Genomic DNA, 26664 nt, shown 5'->3' with positions numbered 1-26664 from the left:
CAGGGTGGCGGTGGGGGAGGCCGCCGGGTGGACGATCAGGGAGTCGCCCGGGGTGACGGTCCGGGAGGATCCGTCGGTGCGACGACGGGAGAGACGTCGCAGTCGGTGGAGGCGGGGGCTAGATCGCCGCGTCGTCGAGCGCGGTCTGCAGCTCGTCGATGAAGCTCTTCGCCGCATCCTCCGGGGTCAGCTCGCCGAACAGCACGCGCTGGGTGTGCTGGTCGATGATCGTCTCGATCGCGCCGCCGCCCGGGGGCGTGGCGGGCGGGGCGTCGCCCACGAGCGGCGCGAGGCCGTCGAGGAACTCGACCACGGTCTGGTTGACGTCGTCGAGCTTCGGCGTGACGTACTCGCGGATCTTCTCGTTCGCCGGCACGCCGCGCTCGGCGAGCAGCAGGTCCGCGGCGTCCTCGCTGTTGGCGAGCCAGTCGAGGAAGGTCGCGACCTCGGCGGGGTGCTCGGTCTTGGCCGACGCCGACCAGAACATCGACGGCTTGTAGTACGCCGAGCCCTCGGGGGCGTCGTCGAGCGTGGGCACGCGCAGGGCGACGAGGTCCTGGCCGCTCGCGTCGCGGAGCGCCTGCACCTGGTTCGACCACCACGGGCCGAAGGCCGACGCGTTCGTCGCGGTGAACGACTCGGCGAGGCCGCCCGACTCGCGCTCGATGGTCGCCGAGGGGTCGGGCGTGGCGCCCGCCTCGGTCGCGTCGAGCAGGAACTGCCACCACGAGGCGAGGTCCTCCTCGGTCGCGGCGACCTTGCCGTCGGTCGTGTAGAGGGCGCTGCCGCGCTGGCGGAGCCAGTTGTTCAGGCCGCCGTCCTCGAAGCCCCACGACTGCGAGCCGACCACGGCGCCGCCGGACGCCGCCGTGACCTCCTCGGCCGTCTCGACGAAGTCGTCCCAGGTCCAGCTCTCGTCGTCGGGCAGGTCGATGCCGTACTGGTCGAGGACCGTCTGGTTGGCGATGATCGTGTACGAGTTGATGCCGACCGGCACGCCGTACTGGGTGCCGTCGAGGGCGCCGGTGCCGAGCACGGCGGCCGGGAAGTCCTCGGTGCCGAGGATCGACGAGTAGCCGCCGAGGTCGGCGAGCACGCCGTTGGCGGCGTAGGTCGAGAGCTGCTTCTCGTCCATCTGGATGATGTCGGGGGTGTCGCCCGCCGCGATCGAGGTCGAGAGCTTGTCCCAGTACCCGGCCCAGTCGGTGTACTGCGGCTCGATGGTGATGTTGGGGTACTCCTCCTCGAAGGTCGCGATGAGCTCCTCGGTGATCGCGTGGCGGGTGTCGTTGCCCCACCAGGTGAAGGAGAGGGTCACGGGCTCGTCGGAGAGGGTGAGCTCGGGTTCCTCGGTGCCGCCGGCGTCGTTGCCGGCACAGGCGGTGAGGGCGAGCACGGTCACCGCGCCGATGGCGGCGACGGTGCCGGCGCGGCGGCGAGAGATGCCTCGCATGGTCAGTCCTTTCGTTGCGTGCGGAGGTGGTGCAGGGGAGGTTCGGTGGTGCAGTGGCGGGCGCGCGCTGGGCGACCCGGGAAGGGACCGGGGGAGCCGGTCACTTGATCCCCGTCGTCGCGATGCCCTTGATCAGGAATCGCTGGCCGAAGAGGAAGATCAGGAAGATCGGGATGAGCGAGACCACGCTCATCGCGAACATCTCGCCGAAGTCGGTGGCGCTCTGCGCGTCGATGAAGGCGCGCAGCGCCAGCGGCACGGTGTAGAGGTTCGGCTTCGTCAGGTAGATGAGCTGGCTGAAGAAGTCGTTCCAGGTCCAGATGAACGTGAAGATCGTGGTGGTCGCGAGGGCGGGCACCATGAGCGGCAGGATGATCTGGAAGAAGATGCGCGGATGCCCCGCCCCGTCGATGCGCGCGGCCTCGTCGAGCTCCTTCGGGATGCCGCGGATGAACTGCACCATCAGGAAGATGAAGAACGCGTCGGTCGCGAGCAGCTTCGGCAGGATCAGCGGGAGGAAGGTGTTCACCCAGCCGAGGTTCGAGAAGAGCACGTACTGCGGCACGATGATCACGTGGATCGGCAGCATGATGCTGACGAGCATGATCGCGAACCACCACTTCTTGCCGGCGAACTCGAGCCGGGCGAAGGCGTAGGCGGCGAGGGAGCACGAGGCGAGGTTGCCGATGATGCTGCCGAGCACGACGAGCGCCGAGTTCAGCAGGTACACGTTGAACGGGTACGACAGGGCGTTCCAGCCGTCGACGTAGTTCGAGAACTCGAAGCTGTCGAGGATGATGCCGGGCTCCCGGAAGATGACCTCGTTCGGGCGGAGCGAGCTCACCACCATCCAGATCACCGGGTAGAGCATGAGCAGCGCCGCGGCGATGAGGAACACGTGGCGGAGGAGGCTGCCGAGGGGCTTGCGGAGCCGGCTGCGCCGGCGGCGCTGCTCGCGGACGCGGTCCGCGGGGAGGCCGGTCACCACCGACTCGGTCAGCGGGGCGGGGTCGAGCACGGTGTCAGTCCTGGTCATCGTAGAAAACCCAATACTTCGAGGCCCAGAAGTTGATGGCCGTGAATGCGGCGATGATGAGGAGGAGGAGCCATGCCATCGCCGAGGCGTAGCCCATGTTCAGGTTCGCGAAGCCCTGCTGGTAGAGGTACAGCGTGTAGAAGAGCGTCGAGTCGACCGGTCCGCCGGTGCCGCCGGAGACGATGAACGCCTGCGTGAACGACTGGAACGAGTGGATGATCTGCAGCACCAGGTTGAAGAAGATGATCGGCGTGAGCATCGGCAGCGTGATCCGCCAGAACTGCTGGCGCCGGTTGGCGCCGTCGACGGCGGCGGCCTCGTAGTACATCGTCGGGATCTGGCGGAGGCCGGCGAGGAAGATCACCATGGGCGCCCCGAAGGTCCAGACGTTCAGCAGGATGAGCGTGCCGAGCGCCGTGTCGGGGCTGGAGATCCAGCCCTGGCCCTCGATGCCGAACCAGGCGAGCACCTCGTTGACGAGCCCGTCGACGCCGAAGATCTGCCGCCACAGCATCGCGATCGCGACGCTGGCGCCGAGCAGCGACGGCAGGTAGAAGGCCGACCGGTAGAAGGCGAGGCCGCGCAGGCCGCGGTCGAGCACGACGGCGAGCAGCAGTGCGAGCGCCAGCTGCAGCGGCACGGAGATGAGCACGTACTCGAACGTGACCGCGAGCGACTTGTGCAGGCGCTCGTCGCCGACCATCTTCTCGAAGTTGGCGAGGCCGTTGAACCGCGGCGGGCTCAGCAGGTTGTACTTCGTGAACGAGAGCACGAGCGAGGCGATCATCGGGCCGATGGTGATGACCACGAGGCCGACGAACCACGGCAGCAGGAACAGGAAGGCGGCCTTGTTCTGCCGCTTCTGCCGGGGGGCGGCCGCGCCCTTCATGCTGCGGAGCTCCCCGAGGGCGCTCATCGGGCGGCCCCGGGTTCGGGCGGCCCGGCGGGCGGCGGGGCGGATGGCGCGGGCGACGGTGCCACGTGCGTCCTCCAAGTCATCGTCGTCGATCACGGTCGGTCCGGGAAGCGGCTCAGAAAGCGCTATCTCGGGTTCGACGGGAATCCTCGCATCCGGAAACCGTATTCCGCAATACCCTCGCGAAAAGACGCAGGTCAAACGGGTGTTCGGTCTGAGAAAGGGCTTTCTGAACGCGCGCCGCGCGTGCATCGGCGCGACGGGCGGCCGGGCCGATGGCGGGCCGCTCGCGCTCAGCGCGCGGGGCGGGCGGTGCTCGCGCGCACCACCAGGCGCGTCGGCAGCGGCGCGCCCGAGTCGGGCAGGGGATCCGGGACGGATGCCTCGCCCAGGAGCCGCAGCACCACGTCGACGGCCAGGCGCCCCTGGTCGGCCGGATCCTGCTCGATCGTGGTGAGCCCGAACATCTCGGCGTACTCGTGCCCGTCGATGCCGATCACCGAGAGGTCGCCGGGTACCGAGATGCCGAGCCGCTCCGCGGCCCGGAGGATGCCGAAGGCCACCTCGTCGCAGGTCGCCACGACCGCCGTCGGGCGCGGTCCCGGCCGGCCGAGCAGCTGGAGCGCGGCGACGTAGCCGCCCGGCATCGTCATGGCGCACTCCGAGACGTCGGCCCGTCCGCCCGGCGCGAGGCCGGCCGCGGCCAGGGCGTCGAGGAAGCCGTGCCGCCGCTCGCCCTGCACGCTGAGCGGCCTCGCCGCCGCGCCCGCGCCCGCGAGGTGCGCGATCCGGGTGTGCCCCAGGTGCAGCAGGTGCTCGGCCGCGAGCTGGCCGACCGCGCGGTCGTCGACCGAGATCCGCGCGACGCCGGCGGCCCGGCCGCCGAGGCAGACCACCGAGGTGTCGCGTCGATCGAGCTTCGCCAGCTCGCCGCCGTCGAGGTCGACGCCGACCGCGATCACGGCGTCGACGCGCGCCCTGGCGAGGAAGAAGTCGAAGACGCGCGCCCGCTCGGGCCCGCTCGGGGCGACGTTGTAGAGGGTGAGGTCGTAGCCGGCGGCGAGGAGCGCCCGCTCGATGCCCTCGAGCACCTCGCCGAAGAACCAGCCGTTCACGAACGGGATCACCACGCCGACGTTCTTGGTGCGCCCGGTGACCAGGCTGGCGGCGGCGGGCGAGGCGATGTACCCGATCTCGGAAGCCGCCCGCTCGACCCGTGACCGGGTCTCCTCGGCGACGTAGCCCCGGCCGGTGAGGGCCCGCGACGCGGTCGACTTCGAGACGCCGGCGAGGCGTGCGACGTCGCCGATGGCGGGCATCCGTGCCTCCCTCCGTCGGGTCCTCGATCGTGAGCATAGCTCGCGGAGCGGCTCCGATGTGGAACCGATCCCACAATTCCGGTGCGCCGCCGGCGGCCGGGATGCGGGCCGGTTGAGAGCGCTCTCGCCCTGATTCCGCGCAGCGCCGCGGGAGTGTCCGAAACGTGACCAGCGATCCCTTGCAGGCGATCCGCGTCCTGCCATAGCGTGGCCTCTGGAACCGATTCCGGCTTCGTCCTGCGCACTCAAAGAGGAGAAGACATGAGACTCACACGGCATCGCCGCTGGATGATCCCCGCGGTGGCGGCGGCAGCGGTCGGGCTCGCACTGACCGGTTGCACGGGCGACGTGGCGGAGGAAGACGCCGCCGACGTCGACTGCGGGCCCTACGAGGACTACGGCACGTTCGACGGCGCCGAGGTCACCATCGCCGGCACCATCCTCGACCTCGAGGCCGACCGCCTCGTCGAGTCGTGGAAGGACTTCGAGACCTGCACCGGCATCACGGTCGACTACCAGGGCTCCAGCGAGTTCGAGGCGCAGATCGCCGTCCTCGCCGAGGGCGGCAACGCCCCCGACATCGGCATCGTCCCGCAGCCCGGCCTGCTCCAGCGCCTCGTCGCCGGCGGCTGGGCCATCCCCGCTTCCGACCCGGTCATCGCGAACATCGACGAGTTCTGGGACCCGGTGTGGAAGGAGTACGCCACGGTCGACGGCACGACGTACGCCGCCCCGCTCATGGCCAGCATCAAGGGCTACGTCTGGTACTCGCCGGCCGAGTTCGAGGAGAAGGGCTACGAGATCCCGAAGACCCTCGACGAGCTCAAGGAGCTCTCCGAGACGATCGCGGCCGAGGGCGACCACAAGCCGTGGTGCGTCGGCCTCGAGTCGGGTGACGCCACGGGCTGGCCGGGCACCGACTGGGTGGAGGACTACGTGCTCCGCCTCTCCGGCCCCGACGTGTACGACCAGTGGGTCGCCCACGACATCCCGTTCAACGACCCGCAGATCGCGGAGGCGTTCGACGCCGTCGGCCAGTACCTGAAGAGCGACGACATGGTCAACGGCGGCATCGGCGACGTGTCGACCCAGATCACGGAGGCGTTCCAGACCGCCGGCCTGCCGATCCTCGACGGCCAGTGCTCGCTGCACCACCAGGCTTCGTTCTACGAGACCTTCTGGGACCCGGACGCCACGGGTGACATCACCGTCGCCTCCGACGGCGACGTCTTCGGCTTCCTGCTCCCGCCGGCCGACGCCGACAGCGGCCAGGCCGTGACCGGTGGCGGCGAGTTCCCCGTCGCGTTCCGCGACGCGGAAGAGGTCGAGGCGGTCCGTGCCTACCTCTCGAGCGACACCTGGGCGAACAACCGCGTCAGCCTCGGCGGCGTGATCAGCGCGAACAAGGGCCTCGACCCGGAGAACGCCTCGAGCGAGCTGCTGGTGCAGTCGATCGAGATCCTCCAGGACCCCGAGACCACGTTCCGCTTCGACGGATCCGACCTCATGCCCGGCGCCGTGGGTGCCGACTCCTTCTGGAAGGGCATCGTGGCCTGGGTCGGCGGCGAGAGCACCGCATCGGTGCTCGACACCATCGAGGCGAGCTGGCCGACCAGCTGAGTCACCGCGAGCCTCTTCCGGCCGATGGGTCGGACGGGGCATGATCGAGGGGCGGGGCCGAACACCCCGCCCCTCGGCTATCCAGCTCGACGATGAACCGGGAGGCACCATGACCACGGCCGATCTGCTCGGCAAGATCCTGCAGGTGGTGATGGCCCTCGTGATCTTCGCGGCCATCATCGGCCTGTTGATCTTCTTCATCGACAAGGCGCCGAAGAAGGGCCGCGACTACTGGCAGCTCGCGGGCTTCCTCCTCCCGGCGCTGATCCTCGTGGCGATCGGCCTGGTGTACCCGGCGATCCGCACGAGCCTCCTGGCGTTCCAGGACAAGTCGGGGGAGTGGACCTTCGACAACTTCGTGTGGATGTTCACGCAGCCCGCGGCGATCCGCACGTTGATCAACACGCTCGTCTGGGTGCTGCTCGTCCCGACGTTCGCCACCGCCGTCGGCCTCGCGTACGCCGTGTTCATCGACCGGTCGCGCGGTGAGCGCTACTACAAGGCGATCCTCTTCATGCCGATGGCGATCTCGTTCGTCGGCGCCGGCATCATCTGGCGGTTCGTCTACGAGTACAAGGGCGTCGGCGACCAGATCGGCATCCTCAACGCCATCGTCGTCGCCTTCGGCGGCGATCCGGTGCAGTGGATGCAGACCGATCCGATCAACACGATCCTCCTGATCGTGGTCATGATCTGGATCCAGACGGGCTTCGCGATGGTGCTGCTGAGCGCGTCGATCAAGGGCATCCCGACCGAGCAGATCGAGGCGGCGCAGCTCGACGGCACGAATGCCTGGCAGCGCTTCACGAACGTCACGCTCCCCGGCATCCGCCCGACGATCGTCGTGGTGCTCACCACGATCTCGATCGCGACCCTGAAGGTCTTCGACATCGTCCGCACGATGACCGCCGGAAACTTCAACACCAGCGTCGTCGCGAACGAGATGTACACCCAGGCGTTCCGCGCGAGCGAGATCGGGCGGGGCTCGGCCCTCGCGCTCATCCTGCTGATCTTCGTGCTGCCGATCATCGTCTACAACGTCAACACGCTGCGGAAGCAGAGGGAGATCCGATGAGCATCGCACCCGCCGACCTCCCGGCCCGCACGCCCGCCGGCGACGACGTCGCCGAGGCGATGCTCCTCGGCGAGACGAAGACCGCCCGCGTCAAGAAGCGGCTCACGTCGCGCACCGCGACGATCGTCTCGCTGATCATCGCCATCCTGTGGACCATCCCGACCTTCGGCCTGTTCCTGTCGTCGTTCCGCCCGGCGGAGCTCATCCGCACCACCGGCTGGTGGACGATCTTCCAGAACCCCGGGTTCACGCTCGACAACTACCGCGACGTGCTGTTCTCGGCGTCGTCCTCGTCGCCGCAGCTCGGGTCGTACCTGGTGAACTCGATCGCGATCGCGCTGCTGGCGACGCTGTTCCCGATCGTGCTGGCGTCGATGGCCGCGTACGCGTTCGCGTGGATCAAGTTCCGCGGCTCGAGCGTGCTGTTCATCTTCATCTTCGCGCTCCAGATCGTGCCGCTGCAGATGGCGCTGGTGCCGGTGCTCCAGATCTTCTCGACCTGGCTGCGCCCGGCGCAGGCCTGGCTGCACGACGTGGTGCCGATCATCCCGGAGCAGAACTACCTCCCGCTGTGGCTCGCGCACACGATGTTCGGCCTGCCGCTGGCGATCTTCCTGCTGCACAACTTCATCTCGGAGATCCCGAGCGACGTGATCGAGGCCGCTCGCGTCGACGGCGCCACGCACGGGCAGATCTTCTTCCGGATCGTGCTGCCGCTGTCGGTGCCCGCGCTCGCGTCGATCGCGATCTTCCAGTTCCTGTGGACCTGGAACGACCTGCTCGTCGCGCTGATCTTCTCCGGCGGCACGCAGGACGTCGCACCACTGACGCAACGATTGGCCGAGATGGTCGGCACGAGAGGTCAGGACTGGCAGCGGCTCACCGCGGGTGCGTTCGTGTCGCTGGTCATCCCGCTGATCGTGTTCTTCAGTCTCCAGCGCTACTTCGTCCGAGGCCTGCTGGCGGGTTCGACGAAGGGGTAGGCCCCTCATCGGGCTGGGGGAGCGGATGCCGCGCGTGGGGGCGCGCGGCATCCTGCTGCCCCGGCCGGTGCGGCCCCGGCCGGTGCGGCCTCGGCCGGTGCTGCCCCGGCCGAGGTGAACGCGCAACCCGGATGCCCCGTCCGATGCCCGACGTAGGGTTGGGGAATGAGCATGCACGGCGCGCCCGGGGGCAGACGGGCACGTACGGCAAGCCCCGTACCCGCATCGGGCGCATGGACGAGGAGGCGCAACGCGCCGCCAACGCCGACGCGCCGAAGATCCCGCACCTGTTCCGGCGCATCGTCGGCCTCTTCGCGCCGCACAAGGCCGCGCTCGTGACGACGGTCGTGCTCGTGCTCGTCGGCGCCGCGCTCAGCGTGGTGCCGCCGCTGCTCACCCAGCGCGCCTTCGACGACGGGCTCTTCCCCGTCGACGCGTCGGGGGAGTCCGCGCCGCCGAACCTGCCGGTGCTCAGCTGGATCGTGGCCGCCATGATCGCGGTATTCGTGGTCTCGGCGCTGCTCGGCGTCTGGCAGACGTGGCTCACCGCGACCGTCGGCAACCAGGTGATGGGCGCGCTCCGCGTGCGCCTCTTCCGGCACCTCCAGTCGATGGAGCTCAGCTTCTTCACCCGCACCAAGACCGGCGTGATCCAATCGCGCCTCCAGAACGACGTCGGCGGCGTGGCATCCGTGCTGACCAACACCGTGTCGAGCGTGCTCGGCAACACCGTGACCGTGGTGTCGGCGTTCGTCGCGATGCTGCTGCTCAGCTGGCAGCTCACCGTGATCGCGCTGCTGCTGCTGCCGGTGATGGTGATCGCGCAGCGGCGCGTCGGGCAGGTGCGTGCCCGGATCGCGGCGAAGACGCAGGAGTCGCTGTCGGAGATGACCGCGATCACGCAGGAGACGCTGAGCGTGTCGGGCATCCTGCTGGCGAAGACCTTCACCCGGCAGCAGAGCGAGATCGAGCGCTACCGCGCCGAGAACGGCAACCAGATCGAGCTGCAGGTGCGTCAGCAGATGACGGGCCAGTGGTTCTTCGCGATGGTCAACATCTTCATGTCGGCGGTGCCGGCGATCGTCTACCTGCTCGCCGGCTGGCTGATCGCGGGCGGCGTGGGCGGCATGACGGCCGGCACGATCGTCGCCTTCACGACGGTGCAGGCCCGGCTGCTCTTCCCGCTGATGGGGCTCATGCGCGTCGCCCTCGACCTGCAGACCTCGAGCGCGCTGTTCGCCCGCATCTTCGAGTACCTCGACCTGCGCCCCTCGATCAGCGACGCCCCCGAGCCGGTCGACGTGCCCGAGGGGCCGGCGCTCGGCCGGGTCGAGTTCGACCACGTCTCGTTCCGCTACCCCGACGCCGACGAGCAGACGCCGCCCACGCTCGACGACGTGTCGTTCACGATCGAGCCCGGCCAGTACGCCGCGTTCGTCGGGCCGTCGGGGGCCGGCAAGACGACGGTGTCCTACCTGCTGCCGAGGCTGTACGAGGCATCCGACGGCGCCGTGCGCTTCGCGGGCGTCGACGTGCGCGACCTGCGGCAGGAGTCGCTCATCTCGCGGATCGGCATCGTGAGCCAGGAGACGTACCTGTTCCACGCGTCCATCGCCGAGAACCTCCGCTACGCGAAGCCGGATGCCACGGACGCGGAGCTCGAGGCCGCGGCTCGCGCCGCGAACATCCACGAGACCATCGCGTCGTTCCCCGAGGGGTACGACACCGTCGTGGGCGAGCGGGGGTACCGGTTGTCGGGCGGCGAGAAGCAGCGCATCGCGATCGCGAGGGTGTTGCTGAAGGACCCGCCCGTGCTGCTCCTCGACGAGGCGACGAGCGCGCTCGACACCATCTCGGAGCGGGTCGTGCAGGCCGCGCTCGACGACGCCTCCCGCGGGCGCACGACGATCGCGATCGCACACCGGCTGTCGACGGTCGCGTCGGCCGACGTGATCTTCGTGGTCGTCGCCGGCCGGATCGCCGAGCACGGCACGCACGCGCAGCTCGTCGCTGCCGACGGGGTCTACGCGGCCCTGCACCGCCAGCAGTCCGAGCGGCCCGAGTTGCCGGTCGGCTGAGCCGGGCCGATAGAGTGGGAGGCGTGATCCGTCTCTCGTGTTGTCGCCGCTGAACATCCCCTCAGCCACCACTTCACCGAGCGACGCAATGGCGCGCGCGAACCCAAAAGGACGAATCCTCATGCGCTACGCAGAGAACATCGCCGACCTCGTCGGCAACACCCCGCTCGTCAAGCTCAACCACGTCACGCAAGGCGTCACCGACGCCACCGTGCTCGCGAAGGTCGAGTACCTGAACCCCGGCGGGTCCGTGAAGGACCGCATCGCGTCGCGCATGATCGACGCCGCCGAGCGCGAGGGGCTCCTGAAGCCCGGCGGCACGATCGTGGAGCCGACGAGCGGCAACACGGGCGTGGGCCTCGCGCTCGTCGCCCAGCAGCGCGGGTACCGGTGCATCTTCGTCGTGCCCGACAAGTTCGGCGAGGAGAAGCGCAACGTGCTCGCCGCCTACGGCGCCGAGGTCGTGGTGACGCCGACGTCGGTCGCTCCCGACAGCCCCGAGTCGTACTACAGCGTGTCCGACCGGCTGGTGCGCGAGATCCCCGGGGCGTTCAAGCCGAACCAGTTCGCGAACCCGAACGGCCCGCGCGCGCACTACGAGACCACCGGTCCCGAGATCTGGCGCGATACCGACGGCCGGGTCACGCACTTCGTGGCCGGCATCGGCACCGGCGGCACCATCACGGGCACCGGCCGGTACCTGCGCGACGTCTCCGAAGACCGGGTGCGCATCATCGGCGCCGACCCCGAGGGCTCGGTCTACTCCGGCGGCACCGGCCGCCCGTACTTCGTCGAGGGCGTCGGCGAGGACATGTGGCCCGACACGTACGACCCGACGGTGCCGCACGAGGTGCTCGCGGTGAGCGACAGCGACGCGTTCCACATGACCCGGCGCCTGGCGCTCGAGGAGGGCCTCCTCGTCGGCGGGTCGAGCGGCATGGCCGTGTCGGCCGCGCTCCGCGCCGCGCAGGGCGCCTCGCCCGACGACGTGTTCGTCGTGCTGCTGCCCGACGGCGGCCGCGGCTACCTCGGCAAGATCTTCAACGACAAGTGGATGCGCGCCTACGGCTTCGGCAACGCCCCGGAGGGCCACACCATCGCCGACCTGCTCGCCGCGAAGGCCGATCGCACGGCCCCGCTCGTGTACGTGCACCCGAACGAGACGGTCCGCGAGGCGATCGACCGGATGACCGAGACCGGCGTCTCGCAGCTGCTCGTGCTGTCGGCCGAACCGCCCGTGGTGCTCGGCGAGGTCGTCGGCGCGCTGCACGAGGAGGAGCTGCTCGAGCAGGTCTTCTCGGGGCGCGTGAAGCTCACCGACAAGGTGACCCGGGTGATCGGGCTCCCGCTGCCGCTCATCGGCGTCAACGAACCGGTCGCCGCCGTGCGGCAGGCGTTCGCCGACCAGCCCGCCCTGCTCGTCGCCGACGGCGGCAAGGCGCTCGGCGTGGTGACCCGCTCGGACCTGCTCAGCTACCTCTCGGCCTAGGACGGACCAGCTCATGACGATTCCCGGGAACGGCGGGTTCGACACCCGCGCCATCCACGCCGGCCAGGCGTTCGACCCGACGACCGGTGCGGTGATCCCGCCGGTCCACCTCACCTCGACCTACGTGCAGGACGGCATCGGAGGCCTCCGCAACGGCTACGAGTACTCGCGCGGCGGCAACCCGACGCGCACCGCGCTCGAGTCCCAGCTCGCCGCGATCGAGGGCGGCGCCGTCGGCCTGTCGTTCGCCTCCGGCCTCGCCGCCGAGGACGCGCTGCTGCGCACGGTGCTCGCGCCGGGCGACCACGTGGTCATCGGCAACGACGTGTACGGCGGCACCCACCGGCTGATCCGCCGCATCCACGGCGCGTGGGGCGTGCGCCACTCGACGGTCGACACGAGCGACCTCGACCAGGTGCGCGCGGCGATCGAGCCGGGCGCGACCAAGGTGCTCTGGGTCGAGACGCCGTCGAACCCGCTGATGAAGATCTCCGACATCGCGGCGCTCGCCGAGATCGGCCGCGAGGCCGGCGCGCTCGTCGTGGTCGACAACACGTTCGCGAGCCCGGCGCTCCAGCAGCCGATCGCGCTCGGCGCCCAGGTCGTCGTGCACTCGACGACGAAGTACCTGGGCGGGCACTCCGACGTCGTCGGCGGTGCGCTGGTGTTCGCCGCCGCCGGCGACGACGACCTCGTCGAGCGCACGACGTTCACGCAGTTCGCGGCCGGTGCGGTCTCGAGCCCGTTCGACGCGTTCCTCACGACCCGCGGCATCAAGACGCTGGGCGTGCGGATGCAGCGCCACAGCGAGAACGCCCAGGCCATCGCCGAGCGCCTGCTCGGACACCCGGCCGTCGCGCGCGTGCTCTACCCGGGGCTGCCGTCGCACCCGGGCCACGCGCTCGCGGCGCGGCAGATGTCGGGCTTCGGCGGCATGGTGTCGATCGACCTCGCCGGAGGCGGGGCGGCGGCGCGGCGGTTCGCGGAGTCGACGGAGCTGTTCCAGCTCGCCGAGTCGCTCGGCGGCGTCGAGTCGCTCGTGAACTACCCGTCGGAGATGACGCACGCCTCGGTGAAGGGCACGCCCGCCGAGGTGCCCGAGTCGATCGTGCGCCTCTCGGTCGGCATCGAGGACGTCGGCGACCTGCTGGCCGACATCGACCAGGCGCTCGCGCGCCTGTAGCGCGGGTCGATTCCCTCCTGCGTTTCGTCCCGGTTACACCTCGGGGCCGCGACGCCGTGCGTGCCCTAGGGTCGCTGACAGGTGCGCCGCGGGCGATCGCGGATGCGCCGGCTCGATGTCGTTCCAGGGGGAGGAAGATCATGAGCGCTCTCATCCGTCGTGCCGTCGGGGTCCTGTCGGGCCTCGCCGTCGCCGTGTCGGTGACGGTCGTCGCGGGGCCGGCAGCGGCCGCCGGCCCGGCTGCGTCCGCCTCGACGGCTGCGGCAGCATCGGACGCTGCCGCGGCCGGAGCGGCGACCAGTCACGTCGTGTTCCTAAGGGCGGGCACGCGCGTCGATGCCGCGGTGGAGGCGCTCGGGAGGGTCTTCCCGCCGAGCGCCGTGCTGCGCGTGTACGACGCGCTCGGCGGCCTGAACGTGTCGTTGACCCAGGCGCAGGCCGACCTCCTGCGCCGGTTGCCGATCGTGGAGTCGGTGGAACCGGACTTCGAGGTGTCGGCGACCGACGTGGCATCCTGGGGCCTCGATCGCATCGACCAGCCCGCGTTGCCGCTCGACGGTGCGTACGAGCCGGCGCAGACGGGCGCGGGGGTCACGGCGTACGTCATCGACACCGGGATCTCGACGTTCCATCCGGCCCTGGCGGGCCGCGTGGCGAGCGGCTACACCGCGGTCGCCGACGGCAAGGGCACCCGGGACTGCAACGGACACGGCACGCATGTCGCGGGCACGATCGGCGGCACGACGTACGGCGTGGCCACTGACGTGACGCTGGTGCCGGTGCGCGTGCTCGACTGCGCGGGCAGTGCGCCGAACTCGGCCGTGATCGCCGGCATGAACTGGGTGGCGAAGAACGCGCAGCTTCCGGCGGTGGCGAACCTGAGCCTCGGCGGCCTCGCCATCGGCAGTTCCTCGAACACGACCGCGGTGAACCGGATGGTCGCGGCGGGCGTGACGGTCGTCGTCGCGGCCGGCAACTCGAACGCCTCGGCGTCCTGGTACTCGCCGGCGAACGTTCCGGCCGCGATCACCGTGGCGGCCAGCTCGAAGGCCGACGCCCGGGCGTCGTTCTCGAACTACGGCTCGAGCGTCGACCTCTTCGCGCCCGGCGTCGACATCACGTCGACCTGGCTGAACGGTGCGGTGAAGACGATTTCGGGCACGTCGATGGCGAGCCCGCACGTCGCGGGCATCGCGGCGCTGGTGCTCGAGGCCGATCCCGGCGCGACGCCTGCGGAGGTCTGGGCGACGATCAAGGCGGATGCCGCGACCGGGCGCATCTCGGACGTGAAGGGATCGCCGAACCTTCTGGCCCAGGTGCCCTGACGCGACCCGCCGAGACGAATGGCAGGATGTCGATGATCCTCGTCATCCCTGCCATCGTCATGCGCCGTGCGGATGCCCCAGACTGAACGGGTGACCTCGCAGCGAACCGCCGTCCAGGGCCCGCCGGCCACCGTCGGCGACCCCGGCGCCGCCGCCGATCCCGCCGTCCGCCGCGGCGGCCTGGGCCTCGGGCAGGGCACGGCGCTCTACGTCGCCAGCGTGCTCGGCACCGGCATCCTCGCGCTGCCGGGCCTCGCGGCCGCGGCGGCCGGCCCGGCCTCGATCGTCGCGGTGGCGGCCGTCCTGCTGCTCTCGATCCCGCTCGCCGGCACGTTCGCGGCGCTCGCCTCGCGGTACCCCGACCCGGGCGGCGTCGCCAGCTACGTGCGGCGCGCCCTCGGCGACACCATGGCCCGCATGGCGGGGTACTGGTTCTACTTCGGCGTGTGCGTCGGGGCGCCCGTCGTCGCGGTCCTCGGCGGCGAGTACGTCGTCGCCGTGCTGGGCGTCGACCGGGCCGCCGTGCCGGTCGTCGGCTTCGCGATCTTCGTCGCCCCGTACGTCGCGAACTGGTTCGGCGTACGCGTCGCCGGCTGGGTGCAGTTCGTGCTCACCGGGCTGCTCCTCGCGGTCGTGATCGGCGTGGTGGCGGTGACGTTCCCGTCGGTCGAGGCATCCAGCTTCGAGCCCTTCCTGCCGCACGGCTGGGCGGGCGTCGGCACCGCGATCAGCCTGTTCGTGTGGGCGTTCGCCGGTTGGGAGGTCGGCACGCACATCGCCGGCGAGTTCGCGAACCCGCGGCGCACCATCCCGATCGCCACCGCCATCGCGATCGTCGTCGTGGGCCTCGGGTACCTCGCCCTCCAGGTGGTGACCGTCGGCGTGCTCGGCGACCGCGCCGGGGAGGGCGTGGTGCCGCTGCTCTCGCTCGTCGAGGCGACCGCACCCGGCATCGGGCCCGCGCTCGTCGCCATCGTCGCCGCGATCGTGACCACCGGCGTGCTGAACGCCTACCTCGCCGCCTTCGGCAAGCTCGGCGCCGCGCTCGGCCGCGACGGCGACCTGCCGCGCTGGTTCGCGAAGGGCGCCGAGGACGGCGCCGTGCCGCGCCGGGCGCTGCTGCTCACGGGAGCGCTCATCGTCGTGTACTTCGGCCTGATGCTGTGGAACGGCCTCGACCTGACCTCGTTCATCCTCATCCACACCTCGAACATGGTCGCGATCTACGCGGCCGGCATGCTCGCCGCGACCCTGCTGCTGCGCCGGTGGTCGATGGGCTGGTGGCTGGCGGTCGTGGCCACCGTGCTCACCGCGGGACTCCTCGTGCTCGCCTGGCAGAACCTGGTCGTGCCGCTCGTGCTGGCGGTCGCCGCGATCGCGGTCACCGTGATCCGGCGCATCCGCTCGTCCCGCGCGACGGCGCGTGCGACCGGCCGAGCCGAACGCGCCGCCACCCCCGCCCCCGTCCCCGACCCCAGCCAGGAGCCCGTCACGTGACCGAGTACCGCGCCGTCTTCGATGCCGACATCGCCTTCCTGAACGGAGGCGGGCTGCGCGCCGAGGGCTTCCGCCTCGACCTGCCCGCCGCCGACCTCGACGAGGCCCGCATCGCCGAGCTCCTGGTGCGCCACCTCGGCCTCGCCCTCGTCGGCCGGGTCGAGCTCTCCAACCTCGAGATCGTGGAGGAGGGCCACAAGGGCTCGCGCGGCATCGACCCGGCGACCCCGTCGGATGCCCCGGCCCGCGAGCTCGTCGACCTGAGCCACCCGATCCGCGAGGGGCTCGTGACCTACCCGGGCATCCCCGCGCCGACGATCACGCCGCACCTGACCCGCGAGGCCTCGCGATCGGTCTACGCGCCCGGCACCGAGTTCCGGATGGACGTCATCCACCTCGCCGGCAACACCGGCACCTACCTCGACAGCCCGTTCCACCGGTACGACCGCGGCGGCGACCTCGCCTCGCTCCCGCTCGAGACGCTCGTCGGCCTCCGCGCCGAGGTCTTCCACCTCGCGGATGCCACGGAGCGGGGCATCCCGGCCGAGGCCTTCTACGACCGGGCCGACGACCTCGCCGGCGCTGCCGTGCTGCTGCACACCGGCTGGGACCGCTGGTTCGGGCAGCCGGAGTACGCCGTCGACTCGCCGTTCCTCACCGGCGCGGGCGCGCGGTACCTCGCGGACGCCGGGGTCGCGCTCGTCGGCATCGACGCCCTCAACATCGACGACACCCAGTCGGGCGGCGAGCGGCCGGCGCACTCGATCCTGCTCGACGCGGGCATCCACGTCGTCGAGCACCTCACCGCGCTCGACCGGCTGCCGGCCCGCGGCGCCCGGTTCACCGCGGTGCCGCCACGGGTCGAGGGCTTCGGGACGTTCCCGGTGCGGGCGTTCGCCGAGATCGGCTGAGCGACGCGGCGGGGTCCGGACGCGCGCCGGCGCCGGCTTTCACCCGCGCGCCGGCCCGACTGGCATCCGCCGCCCGACCGCGGGAGGATGGAGCCATGATCGCCCCCGAGTACGCGCTCCGCGACGGCAATCGGATCCCCGCCCTCGGGCTCGGCACCTACGGACTCGACGGCCAACCGGGGATCGACGCGATCCTCTCGGCCATCGACGTCGGCTACCGCCTCCTCGACACGGCCTACAACTACGAGAACGAGCACATCGTCGGCGAGGCGCTGCGGCGCACCGCGGTCGACCGCAGCGACCTCATCGTCACCACGAAGCTGCCCGGCCGTCACCACGGCTACGACGAGACGCTGCGGAGCTTCGACGAGTCGCGGCACCGACTCGGCGTCGAGTGGGTCGACCTGTACCTCATCCACTGGCCGAACCCGAGCGTCGACCGGTACGTCGACAGCTGGCGCGCGATGATCTCGCTCCGCGAGAAGGGCCTCGTGCGCTCCATCGGCGTCTCGAACTTCACCGAGGCCATGCTCACCCGCCTCGGCGAGGAGACCGGGCTCCTGCCGGTCGTGAACCAGGTCGAGCTGCACCCGTACTTCCCGCAGGCCGAGCTGCGCGCCTTCCACGAGGCGAACGGCATCCGCACCGAGAGCTGGAGCCCCCTCGGCCGCAAGAGCGAACTCCTCTCCGAGCCGCTGCTCGCCGAGCTCGCGCAGGCGAAGGGCGTCACCGTGCCGCAGCTGGTGCTGCGCTGGCACGTCGCGCTCGGAGCCATCCCCATCCCGAAGTCGTCGCAGCCCGAGCGGCGCGCGCAGAACCTCGACGTGTTCGGCTTCGACCTCGCCCCCGAGGAGGTCGAGGCGATCTCGGCGCTCTCCCGCGGGCGCATCTGGGGTGCCGACCCGAACACGCACGAGGAGCAGTGACCTGACCACCCCGCACGACCTCCCGCCCGCGCGCGGACCGCTCTCGCGCCCGTACCGGTGGCTCTCCATCGGCATGTTCTCGCTCATCTTCATCGCCGCGTTCGAGGCGATGGCGGTCACCACGATCATGCCGATCGTCGCCCGCGACCTCGGCGGCGAGTCGCTCTACGCGCTCGCCTTCGCCGTGCCCCTCGCCGCCGGCATCGTCGGCATGGTCATCGCGGGCAACTGGACCGACCGCTCGGGCCCGTTGCCGTCGCTCCTGACGTCGGCGGCGCTCTTCGTCGTCGGATTGGTGATCGCGGGCACCGCGACCGACATGGGCGTGTTCATCGTCGGCCGGTTCGTGCACGGGCTCAGCGGCGCCGCCGTGATCGTGCCGCTCTACGTCATCGTCGCCCGCGCCTACCCCGAGGCGCTGCGCGCCCGGGTGTTCGCCGGCTTCGCGGCCGCGTGGGTCATCCCGTCGATCGTCGGGCCGGCGCTCGCCGGCGCGGCCGTCGAGGCGGTCACGTGGCACTGGGTGTTCCTCGGCGTCATCGCGCTCGTGCTGCCGGCCGCGGCGATGATGCTGCCGCCGCTGCTGCGCGTGCGGCACCTCGTGCACGGCGACCGGTCGGTCAGGTGGAGCCCCGGGCGCATGGCGTGGGCGGCGCTCGCCGCCGTCGCGGCGCTGGGGGTGTCGCTCGCCGCCGAGCTCGACGGGCCGTGGCCGTGGCCCGTGGCGATCGCCGCGATCGCGGTGGTCGCGTTCGCGTCGCGGCCGCTCATGCCGCGCGGCACGCTGCGCTCGGCCCGCGGCATGCCCGCGACGGTGCTGCAGAAGCTCATCGTCGCCGGCGCGTTCTTCGGCTCGGAGATCTACCTGCCGTACCTGCTCATGGAGCGCTACGGCTTCAGCCCGGGCCTCGCCGGCGCGGTGCTGACGGGCGCCGGCGTGGCGTGGGCTGCGGCCTCGTGGCTGCAGGGCCGGCTCGGCGAGGCGCGCGTGTCGAACACGCGGGCCGTCGTGATCGCCTCCGCCTCGCTCGCGGTCGCGCTCGTCGTCGTCTTCCTCGTCGCGCTCCTGGGCCTCGCGCCGTGGATCGCGTTCGTCGCGTGGACGCTCGCGGGTGGGGCGATGGGCTTCATGTACCCGCGCTTCAACGTGGAGGTGCTGTCGCTGTCGGCACGCGCCGAGCAGGGCTTCAACAGTGCGGCACTCACCATCGCCGAGTCGCTCGGTGCGACGGTCGCGCTCGCGATCACGGCGCTCGTCGCGAGCACGATCGGCGGCGGGTCGTTCGCGCCCGAGTTCGCGGTGACCCTCGCGATCGCCGCGGTCGCGGTGCTGCTCGCGCCGCGGGTGCGGCCGCCGGGCGCGGCGGCCCGGTCGGATGCCTCGGGCGGCACGGATGCCTCGGGCGGAGCGGATGCCGCGAGCGAGCCGGCTTCCCGGCAGCCCGCGGGTGCTCCGGCGACCGTCAGCGAGCGGCCGGTCGCGGGGGAGTGAGGCTCCGGCCGCCGAGGAACTCGACCATCTCGACGGCCGTCGACTCGAGCACCCGCCCGCGCCCGAACTCCCAGCCGGCGTCCGTCGCGCGGAGCGCGTGCTCCTTGATGACGGCACGGATCTCGGTCGGCGCGGCGGTGGCGAGGTAGAGGGCGACCGCACCGCTCGTGAGCGGCGCGAGGGTCGGCGCCACCTCGGCCTCGCGCGCCAGCGCGAGGTACAGCAGCACGGCGCGGCTGAGGAACCGCACGGGCACCTTCCGCCCCGAGCGGGCGTCGTGGGCGAAGGTGCGCAGGCGCGTCGGCAGGTCGGCACCGGGGGCGTCCTCGCCCTTGCGGACGCGCAGGCGGCCGACGTCGGTCTCGCGCACGGATGCCCCGGCCCCCGTGTCGGCGATGGCGGCGGCCTGCTCGAGCACCTCGGCGTACTCGAGCCGTCGGTCGCTGTGCACGCCCGACTCGTCGACCTGCTCCTTCCAGGAGAGGGGGAGGTTCCGCATGAAGTCGCTCATCCCCTCCATTGTGACCCCGGATCGCGCGCGCGGCGCCGGGGGCGAGACATCCGCTCGCCCGTCGCCCTACGATGGCCTCCGAACGTCCCCCGGCCGGGGGACGGCCCGCGCCGTGTGACGTCACACATGTGACCGTCACATTCCGTGCGGGTGTGGGGCATACTGGTCCGCAGGTGCGTGTGACCGTGCACATGCCGCAACGCGAACGAAGGTGCCGTGTCCGAGGAAGTCGCACGGGGCAGAGCCCCCAGCATCCGCGATGTCGCGCGTGAAGCCGGGGTCTCGCACCAGACGGTGAGCCGGGTGCTCAACCACCACCCGAGCATCCGTCCCGAGACGAAGCAGCGCGTGCTCGACGTCATGGCCGAGCTCCAGTACAAGCCCAACCGCGCCGCACGCGCGTTGGTCACGAGCCGGTCGCGCACCCTCGGCATCCTGTCGGCGTCGACCACGCAGTACGGGCCGGCGCGGGCGATCACCGCGATCGAGTCGGCCGCCAGGCAGGCCGGGTACTGGGTCAGCATGGCGAACATCGAGGCCTCCGACTCCGCGTCGATCGCCGACGGGCTCGCGCACCTGAACGCCCAGGGCGTCGAGGGGCTCGTCGTGATCGCGCCCCAGCAGCGGGTGTTCGACACCCTCGCGCAATCGCAGCTCGACGTGCCGTATGTGACGATGCACACGCTCGACACCCCGGGTCACGCCGTCTCGGTCGACCAGGTCACGGGCGGGCGACTGGCCACGCGGCACCTCATCGAGCTCGGCCATCGCAGCATCTACCACCTCGCCGGCCCGCAGGACTGGATCGAGGCGGAGGCGCGCATGCGCGGATTCCTCGAGGAGATGAGCGCACAGGACGTGCCGACCACGGCCCCGATCCTCGGCGACTGGACGGCGAACTTCGGCTACCACGCGGGGCGCGAGCTGCTGCGGTTCCGCGACTTCACGGCGATCTTCGCCTCGAACGACCAGATGGCGCTCGGACTCATGCACGCCGTGCGCGACGCCGGGCTCGAGATGCCGCGCGACGTGTCGATCGTCGGGTTCGACGACATCCCGGAGGCAGCGCACTTCTGGCCGCCGCTCACGACGGTGCGGCAGGACTTCGCCGAGCTCGGCCGTCGCTGCGTGGCGGCGCTGCTCGGCGAGTACGACGGGTCGGACGCCGAGCGGTTCGGGCCGATCGCCCCTGAGCTCATCGTGCGCGGCACGACCGGTCGGCCCGCGTTCTAGGTCGACCCGGTCCCGCTCCGAGGGACGTCCGGCACCGGCTCGAGGCATCCGCTCGCCCGGAATCTCGCGGCACGACGGCCGTTACCGAGCCGTGACCATCTCGCATTTGACAGCCGAGGCCTCCGCAGGTCTACCATGTGAACGGTCACATGGCCGGTCGCATCCCGACCGGCGCCGGCCGCGATCCACGCCCCATCCCTCAGACGAAGGAGTCTCCGTGCAGACTGCGCTCGCATCCCAGCCCCACGCCCCGGCGTGCGCTGGCCGCCGCGTCGGCACCGGAGCGGGCACCCGGCCGGTGACCGCATGAGCGTCTACGAGCCGCAGGTCGAGGTCGCCATCGCGCGTGTCCGCACCGAGGTCGCGAAGCTCCACGCCGAGCTCACCCGCTACGGCCTCGTCGTCTGGACGGGCGGCAACGTCTCGGGTCGTGTGCCCGGCGCCGACCTGTTCGTGATCAAGCCGTCGGGCGTCTCGTACGACGACCTGGCGCCCGAGAACATGATCCTCTGCGACCTCGACGGCAACGTGATCGAGGGCACCCCGGGCGCCGACCGGGCGCCGTCGTCCGACACCGCCGCGCACGCGTACGTGTACCGGAACATGCCGGAGGTCGGCGGGGTCGTGCACACGCACTCAACCTACGCGGTGGCCTGGGCGGCGCGCGGCGAGGAGATCCCGTGCGTGATCACCGCGATGGCCGACGAGTTCGGCGGCCCGATCCCGGTCGGCCCGTTCGCGATCATCGGCGACGACTCGATCGGCCGCGGCATCGTCGAGACCCTGTCGGGCCACCGGTCGCGCGCGGTGCTGATGCGGAACCACGGCCCGTTCACCATCGGCGTGAACGCGAAGGACGCGGTGAAGGCCGCGGTCATGGTCGAGGACGTCGCGCGCACCGTGCACCTCGCTCGCGAGGCGGGGCCGCTGGTCCCGATCCCGCAGGAGGCGATCGACTCGCTCTACGACCGCTACCAGAACGTGTACGGCCAGGCGGCCGACACCCGCCGGCCCGAGGTCGGCGCGAGCCGGCCCGAGGTCGGCGCACGCCGGTCGGGGGCCGGCGCATGAGAAGGCTTACGACCTCCGCCACCCGGCGGACGACGTGAGGGAGGCGGCCGAAATGGACGAGGCCGCATCCACTGTCACCAAGACAACGACGTCCATGAATGACACAGTGAAAGGACACACCGTGAAGAACACGAAGAAGGTGCTCCTCGCCACGCTGGCCGCGGGTTCCATGCTCGCGCTGGCCGCGTGCTCGGGCGGTTCGGGCGACAACGGCGACGGCGGCGGCGACGGCGGCCTCATCGGCGTCGCGATGCCGACGAAGTCGTCGGAGCGTTGGATCCAGGACGGCGACGCCGTCAAGGAGCAGCTCGAGGCCGAGGGCTTCAAGGTCGACCTGCAGTACGCCGAGGACGACATCCCCACGCAGGTCTCGCAGATCGAGAACATGATCACCAAGGGCGCCGAGGCGCTGATCATCGCCTCGATCGACGGCACCACCCTGTCGGAGGTCCTCCAGACCGCCGCCGACTCGGACATCCCGGTCATCGCGTACGACCGCCTCATCCGCGACTCGGAGAACGTCGACTACTACGCGTCGTTCGACAACTACAAGGTCGGCGTGCAGCAGGCGACCTCGCTCCTCGCGGGCCTCGGCCTCACCGACCTCGAGGGCAACCCGGTCGACGGCGCGCCCGCCGGTCCGTTCAACATCGAGCTGTTCGCCGGTTCGCCCGACGACAACAACGCCACGTTCTTCTGGAACGGTGCGATCGACACGCTGCAGCCGCTGATCGACGAGGGCACCCTCGTCGTGAAGTCGGGCCAGACCGACTTCGAGCAGGCCGCCACCCTCCGCTGGGACGGCGAGGTCGCGCAGGAGCGCATGGAGAACCTCCTCACCTCGACCTACTCGGACGGCTCGAAGGTCAACGCGGTGCTGTCGCCCTACGACGGCCTCTCGCGCGGCATCATCTCGGCCCTCACCGACGCCGGCTACAGCGTCGGCGCCGAGTGGCCGATCATCTCCGGCCAGGACGCCGAGCTCGACTCGGTCAAGGCCATCAACGCCGGTGAGCAGTACTCGACCATCTTCAAGGACACCCGCAACCTCGCCGAGGTCGCAGTCAAGATGGCGACCGCCCTGCTGAACGGCGAGGAGCCCGAGGTCAACAACACCGAGGACTACGACAACGGCGTGAAGGTCGTTCCCTCGTACCTCCTCGAGTCGCAGATCGTCGTCAAGGACAACATCACCGAGGTCCTGGTCGACAGCGGCTACTGGACCGAAGAGGAGATCAACGGCTGAATCAGCCGTTCCTCGTGACCGGCCGGTGGGGGAGTACTACGCTTCCCCCACCGGCAGGTCTCGTCACTCGGCAACGAAGCAGGAGCAAGGATGACAGACAACATTCTCGAGATGCGCGGCATCACGAAGACCTTCCCCGGCGTGAAGGCGCTCTCGAACGTGAACCTCGAAGTGGAACGCGGCGAAGTGCACGCGATCTGCGGCGAGAACGGCGCCGGCAAGTCGACGCTGATGAAGGTGCTCTCGGGGGTGTACGGCCACGGGACCTACGAGGGCGACATCGTCTTCGAGGGCGAGGTGGTCGAGTTCCGCGATCTCTCCGACTCGGAGGCCAAGGGCATCGTCATCATCCACCAGGAGCTGGCCCTCAGCCCCTACCTCTCGATCGCCGAGAACATCTTCCTCAACAACGAGCAGAAGACCCGCGGCCTCATCGACTGGAACCGCACGAACTTCGAGGCCGCCAAGCTGCTCAAGCGCGTCGGCCTCCGCGAGAACCCGACGACGAAGATCATGGACATCGGCGTCGGCAAGCAGCAGCTGGTCGAGATCGCGAAGGCCCTGTCGAAGGAGGTCAAGCTCCTCATCCTCGACGAGCCGACGGCCGCCCTCAACGACGAGGACTCCGATCACCTGCTCGACCTGATCCTCAGCCTGAAGGACGAGGGGATCACGTCGATCATCATCAGCCACAAGCTGAACGAGATCAAGAAGGTCTCCGACACGGTCACGGTCATCCGCGACGGCAAGACGATCGAGACGATCGCCAAGCAGGACGTCACCGAGGACCGCATCATCAAGGACATGGTGGGCCGCGACCTCGAGCACCGGTACCCCGACCACACGCCGAACATCGGCGAGGAGCTCCTCCGGGTCGAGGACTGGACCGCGCACCACCCGCAGGACGTCGCGCGCGTCGTCGTCGACGCCGTGAACCTCAACGTGCGCGCCGGCGAGATCGTCGGCATCGCCGGGCTCATGGGCGCTGGCCGCACCGAGTTCGCGATGAGCCTGTTCGGCCACTCGTACGGCACGAAGATCTCCGGCAAGGTTTTCCTCCGCGGCGAGGAGATCAAGACCCGCACCGTCGCCGAGGCGATCGAGAACGGCATCGCCTACGCGACCGAGGACCGCAAGACCTACGGCCTCAACCTCATCGAGGACATCAAGCGGAACATCTCGATGGCGTCGCTGAAGAAGCTCGAGAAGGGCGGCCTCGTCAACGACAACGAGGAGTACCAGGTCGCGAACGAGTTCCGGAAGTCGATGAACATCAAGGCGCCCAACGTCCTGGTGAAGACCGGCAAGCTCTCCGGCGGCAACCAGCAGAAGGTCGTGCTGTCGAAGTGGATCTACTCGAACCCCGACGTGCTGATCCTCGACGAGCCGACCCGCGGCATCGACGTCGGTGCGAAGTACGAGATCTACACGATCATCAACCGGCTCGCGGCGGAGGGGAAGGGCATCATCGTGATCTCCTCCGAGCTGCCCGAGCTCCTCGGCATCTGCGACCGGATCTACGCCCTCTCCGAGGGGCGGATCACGGGCGAGCTCCCCGTCGCCGAGGCGACGCCCGAGTCGATGCTCAAGCTCATGACCATGGAAAAGCCCCGCTGACCCGCGGACCCATCAGGAGAATCCGATGACCAACACCCCAACGCAGACCCCGACCGGCCCGGCCGGCGAGTCGCAGGCCGTCGGCGGGAACATCAACCCGTCCGACAACAAGTTCACCAACTGGCTCACGCACGTCCTCAGCGACCTCGGCAAGAACGGCATCTTCATCGCGCTCGTCGCGGTGGTCGTGCTGTTCGCCATCCTGACCGACGGCATCCTGCTGCGCCCGCAGAACATCTCCAACCTGATCGTGCAGAACGGCTACGTGCTCGTGCTCGCGATCGGCATGGTGATGGTCATCATCGCCGGCCACATCGACCTGTCGGTCGGCTCGGTCGCCGCCTTCGTCGGCGCGTGCTCGGGCGTCTTCGCGGTGCACTGGGGCCTGCCCTGGTGGCTCTCGGTGATCCTCTCGCTCGGCATCGGCGCCCTCGTCGGCGTCTGGCAGGGCTTCTGGGTCGCGTTCGTCGGGATCCCGGCGTTCATCGTGACGCTGGCGGGCATGCTCATCTTCCGCGGCCTCGCGCTCGTGGTGCTCGGCAACGCGAACATCGGCTCGTTCCCGACCGAGTACCGCGCTCTCGGCAACGGCTTCGTCTCGAACGTCTTCGGGCTCTCGGAAGAGGTCGACATCTTCACGCTCGGCATCGGCGCGATCGCGATCGTGCTGCTGATCGTGCAGCAGCTGCGCACCCGCACCGGCCGCCAGAAGTACGGCCAGGAGGTCGAGCCCATGGTGTGGTTCGTCACCAAGCTCGTGCTGGTGTCGGCCGCCATCGGCTGGTTCGCCTGGTCGCTCGCGCAGTACAAGGGCATCCCGGTGACGCTGATCATCCTCGGCGCGCTCGTGCTGATCTACAGCATCGTCATGAACCGCACCGTGTTCGGTCGCCACATCTACGCGATCGGCGGCAACCGCCACGCGGCCGAGCTGTCGGGCATCAAGACCCGCCGGGTTGACTTCTGGCTGTTCGTCAACATGGGCGTGCTCGCCGCGCTCGCCGGCCTCATCTTCACCGCGCGCCTCAACCTCGCCGGCCCGAAGGCCGGTGACGGCTTCGAGCTCGAGGCGATCTCCGCCGCGTTCATCGGCGGCGCGGCCGTCCAGGGCGGCGTCGGCACGATCGGCGGCGCGATCATCGGTGGTCTGATCATCGGCGTCCTGAACAACGGCATGTCGATCATGGGCATCGGCATCGAATGGCAGCAGGCCGTGAAGGGCCTCGTGCTGCTGCTGGCCGTCGCCTTCGACGTGTACAACAAGCGTCGCTCCGGCGGTCGCTGACCCGGGGCATCCGACCGATCTCGAAGGGCCCTCGCCAGTTGGCGGGGGCCCTTCGGCGTGCGTGGCCGCGCGGTCCGCACGGTTCGCGCGGAGCGCGCGGCTCGCACGGTCCGCGCGGTCCGCGCGGTCCGCAACGGTGTCGCGGATGAGGAGAAACGCGGCCGACCGCGGCGTGTCGCGGCGCGCCGCGCCGCGGAGTCCCGGATTCCTCCTCATCCGCGGGCGGGAGGCGGGAGGCGGGAGGCGGGACGCTGGTTCAGCCGGGTTCAGCCGGGTTCAGCCGGGTTCAGCCGGGTTCAGGCGGGCGGATGCGTCGCCGCGAACGGGTGGCGGACGGGTGGCCGCAGCGGCTTGGCATTGGGATTCGTTAGCGCTAACATCGTCGTTTGTTAGCGCTA

At 70.4% G+C, this 26664-nt stretch carries 21 protein-coding genes; 16 read left to right on the top strand and 5 right to left on the bottom strand.

Annotated features, from left to right (window positions below; genetic code table 11):
* Nucleotides 1-118: 118 nt before the first annotated feature.
* From ACGGZK_RS00495 to ACGGZK_RS00480, 4 genes are all read right to left on the bottom strand, one after another.
* The gene (locus ACGGZK_RS00495; RefSeq protein WP_395244317.1) at nt 119-1453 is read right to left on the bottom strand and encodes an ABC transporter substrate-binding protein; all 1335 of its coding nucleotides are present in this window, start codon (nt 1451-1453) and stop codon (nt 119-121) included.
* 100 nt (nt 1454-1553) lie between these two features.
* A complete protein-coding gene (locus tag ACGGZK_RS00490) occupies nt 1554-2489 on the bottom strand; it encodes a carbohydrate ABC transporter permease (protein WP_395244316.1) in 936 nt (311 codons plus the stop codon).
* Nucleotides 2476-3405, bottom strand: a complete 930-nt coding sequence (locus ACGGZK_RS00485) for a carbohydrate ABC transporter permease (protein ID WP_395244315.1) — start codon at nt 3403-3405, stop codon at nt 2476-2478. Before ACGGZK_RS00485 ends, ACGGZK_RS00490 begins: the two co-directional genes overlap by 14 nt.
* 293 nt (nt 3406-3698) lie before the next feature.
* A complete protein-coding gene (locus ACGGZK_RS00480; protein WP_395244314.1) occupies nt 3699-4724 on the bottom strand; it encodes a LacI family DNA-binding transcriptional regulator in 1026 nt (341 codons plus the stop codon).
* Between the two features lie 261 nt (nt 4725-4985).
* On the opposite strand from ACGGZK_RS00480, the gene ACGGZK_RS00475 reads away from it, so the two are divergent.
* The 11 genes from ACGGZK_RS00475 to ACGGZK_RS00425 all read left to right on the top strand — a co-directional run bounded on the left by ACGGZK_RS00475 (nt 4986) and on the right by ACGGZK_RS00425 (nt 19303).
* Nucleotides 4986-6344 carry an ABC transporter substrate-binding protein gene (locus tag ACGGZK_RS00475; RefSeq protein ID WP_395244313.1) on the top strand — a complete coding sequence of 453 codons (1359 nt, stop codon included), beginning with the start codon at nt 4986-4988 and terminating at the stop codon, nt 6342-6344.
* A 109-nt stretch (nt 6345-6453) separates the two neighbouring features.
* Nucleotides 6454-7419: a carbohydrate ABC transporter permease gene (locus ACGGZK_RS00470; protein WP_395244312.1), complete on the top strand. Its 966-nt coding sequence runs from the start codon at nt 6454-6456 to the stop codon at nt 7417-7419.
* Complete coding sequence (locus tag ACGGZK_RS00465) at nt 7416-8402, top strand: carbohydrate ABC transporter permease (protein WP_395244311.1); 987 nt, start codon at nt 7416-7418, stop codon at nt 8400-8402. Before ACGGZK_RS00470 ends, ACGGZK_RS00465 begins: the two co-directional genes overlap by 4 nt.
* A 233-nt stretch (nt 8403-8635) precedes the next feature.
* Nucleotides 8636-10480, top strand: coding sequence for an ABC transporter ATP-binding protein (locus ACGGZK_RS00460; protein ID WP_395244310.1), 1845 nt, complete (start codon nt 8636-8638; stop codon nt 10478-10480).
* A gap of 121 nt (nt 10481-10601) precedes the next feature.
* On the top strand, nt 10602-11969 hold the full coding sequence (locus ACGGZK_RS00455; RefSeq protein ID WP_395244309.1) for a cystathionine beta-synthase: 1368 nt from the start codon (nt 10602-10604) through the stop codon (nt 11967-11969).
* A 13-nt stretch (nt 11970-11982) separates the two neighbouring features.
* Nucleotides 11983-13152 (top strand): cystathionine gamma-synthase, encoded by a 1170-nt coding sequence (locus ACGGZK_RS00450; protein WP_395244308.1) that lies wholly within the window; start codon nt 11983-11985, stop codon nt 13150-13152.
* Nucleotides 13153-13292: 140 nt separating this feature from the next.
* Nucleotides 13293-14477, top strand: coding sequence for a S8 family serine peptidase (locus ACGGZK_RS00445; RefSeq protein WP_395244307.1), 1185 nt, complete (start codon nt 13293-13295; stop codon nt 14475-14477).
* 90 nt (nt 14478-14567) lie between these two features.
* On the top strand, nt 14568-15974 hold the full coding sequence (locus tag ACGGZK_RS00440; protein WP_395244306.1) for an APC family permease: 1407 nt from the start codon (nt 14568-14570) through the stop codon (nt 15972-15974).
* Entirely contained in the window at nt 15971-16885 is a 915-nt protein-coding gene (locus tag ACGGZK_RS00435) for a cyclase family protein (protein ID WP_395244305.1), read from the top strand. Before ACGGZK_RS00440 ends, ACGGZK_RS00435 begins: the two co-directional genes overlap by 4 nt.
* A gap of 95 nt (nt 16886-16980) precedes the next feature.
* Nucleotides 16981-17811: an aldo/keto reductase gene (locus ACGGZK_RS00430; protein WP_395244304.1), complete on the top strand. Its 831-nt coding sequence runs from the start codon at nt 16981-16983 to the stop codon at nt 17809-17811.
* Nucleotides 17780-19303 carry an MFS transporter gene (locus ACGGZK_RS00425; protein WP_395244303.1) on the top strand — a complete coding sequence of 508 codons (1524 nt, stop codon included), beginning with the start codon at nt 17780-17782 and terminating at the stop codon, nt 19301-19303. Before ACGGZK_RS00430 ends, ACGGZK_RS00425 begins: the two co-directional genes overlap by 32 nt.
* Here ACGGZK_RS00425 and ACGGZK_RS00420 read toward each other — a convergent pair.
* Nucleotides 19275-19814 (bottom strand): hypothetical protein, encoded by a 540-nt coding sequence (locus ACGGZK_RS00420; protein ID WP_395244302.1) that lies wholly within the window; start codon nt 19812-19814, stop codon nt 19275-19277. The genes ACGGZK_RS00425 and ACGGZK_RS00420 overlap by 29 nt on opposite strands.
* Before the next feature lie 216 nt (nt 19815-20030).
* Between ACGGZK_RS00420 and ACGGZK_RS00415 the strand changes: the two genes are divergently transcribed.
* From ACGGZK_RS00415 to mmsB, 5 genes are all read left to right on the top strand, one after another.
* On the top strand, nt 20031-21047 hold the full coding sequence (locus ACGGZK_RS00415) for a LacI family DNA-binding transcriptional regulator (RefSeq protein ID WP_395244301.1): 1017 nt from the start codon (nt 20031-20033) through the stop codon (nt 21045-21047).
* A 306-nt stretch (nt 21048-21353) separates the two neighbouring features.
* On the top strand, nt 21354-22118 hold the full coding sequence (locus ACGGZK_RS00410) for an L-ribulose-5-phosphate 4-epimerase (RefSeq protein WP_395244300.1): 765 nt from the start codon (nt 21354-21356) through the stop codon (nt 22116-22118).
* 169 nt (nt 22119-22287) lie between these two features.
* A complete protein-coding gene (chvE, locus tag ACGGZK_RS00405; protein WP_395246010.1) occupies nt 22288-23364 on the top strand; it encodes a multiple monosaccharide ABC transporter substrate-binding protein in 1077 nt (358 codons plus the stop codon).
* 90 nt (nt 23365-23454) lie between these two features.
* Entirely contained in the window at nt 23455-24981 is a 1527-nt protein-coding gene (gene mmsA, locus ACGGZK_RS00400) for a multiple monosaccharide ABC transporter ATP-binding protein (RefSeq protein WP_395244299.1), read from the top strand.
* Nucleotides 24982-25006: 25 nt separating this feature from the next.
* A complete protein-coding gene (mmsB, locus tag ACGGZK_RS00395; RefSeq protein ID WP_395244298.1) occupies nt 25007-26266 on the top strand; it encodes a multiple monosaccharide ABC transporter permease in 1260 nt (419 codons plus the stop codon).
* Nucleotides 26267-26664 lie beyond the last annotated feature (398 nt).

It is taken from the genome of Agromyces sp. MMS24-K17, assembly GCF_043950245.1.
Taxonomy (GTDB): Bacteria; Actinomycetota; Actinomycetes; order Actinomycetales; family Microbacteriaceae; genus Agromyces.
The sequence above is the reverse complement of the archived record's forward strand: the minus strand, read 5'-3'. Positions and strand labels throughout refer to the sequence as shown.